Consider the following 638-nt stretch of genomic DNA (forward strand, 5'->3'; position numbering starts at 1 on the left):
ACTTACTGTGTGCTTTCTGACGATGAACGTGTTGAACAGTGGGAATACTACCGTAACAACCACAAAGAGAGTGACGAGCAATAAACTCGAATCTAATAAATAGTAATATTATTCAATAACTAAGGAGCCAATCGGCTCCTTTTTTGTTCTTTGATATCCGCATTTTCCTACATGAACTTCACACAACTCTGACTTTACCGTATGCAAATATAATATCGAACAGCGTTCTATTCCTGACATTCCCCTGACAATACTTTCCACTTGGTCAATAAAATCATGCCCAACATCACACAAATTCACATTTCTTCCACATTTTTCTGGAAACAGGTGGTCAGGATGAAAACACAAATAGTTAAACAAGCCGAAACGGCACAAAACAACGTGATTACTGATGAGTCAAAACGCATCATCTACAAATCGTGTTTAAGCGCATTGATGATTGTTGCGATCAGTATTCTCGTCAATCTGAGTATTCGTCTTGATTACGTAGTATTGGGCTCAAGTTTGCGCGAAGTTTCTGTTACCGAAACTCTACAACTAATCATGCTAGCGATCGCTTCATGGGCGTTTTTCCAGCTTTCTAGGCAAGAAGAACAAGTTAAACACGCAGCTATTTTGATTTCAGGTTTCTTCGCAGT

The 638-nt window shown here is 39.0% G+C and carries 1 protein-coding gene and 1 pseudogene; both read left to right on the forward strand.

The window, feature by feature from the left end:
* Positions 1-84, forward strand: an 84-nt coding sequence (locus R7190_RS28345; protein WP_318137988.1) for a DUF333 domain-containing protein, incomplete at its 5' end; no start/stop codon positions are given.
* Positions 85-336: 252 nt separating this feature from the next.
* Positions 337-638: pseudogene (locus R7190_RS28350) on the forward strand (hypothetical protein); the annotation flags it as partial.

Source organism: Vibrio sp. 1078-1 (assembly GCF_033340475.1).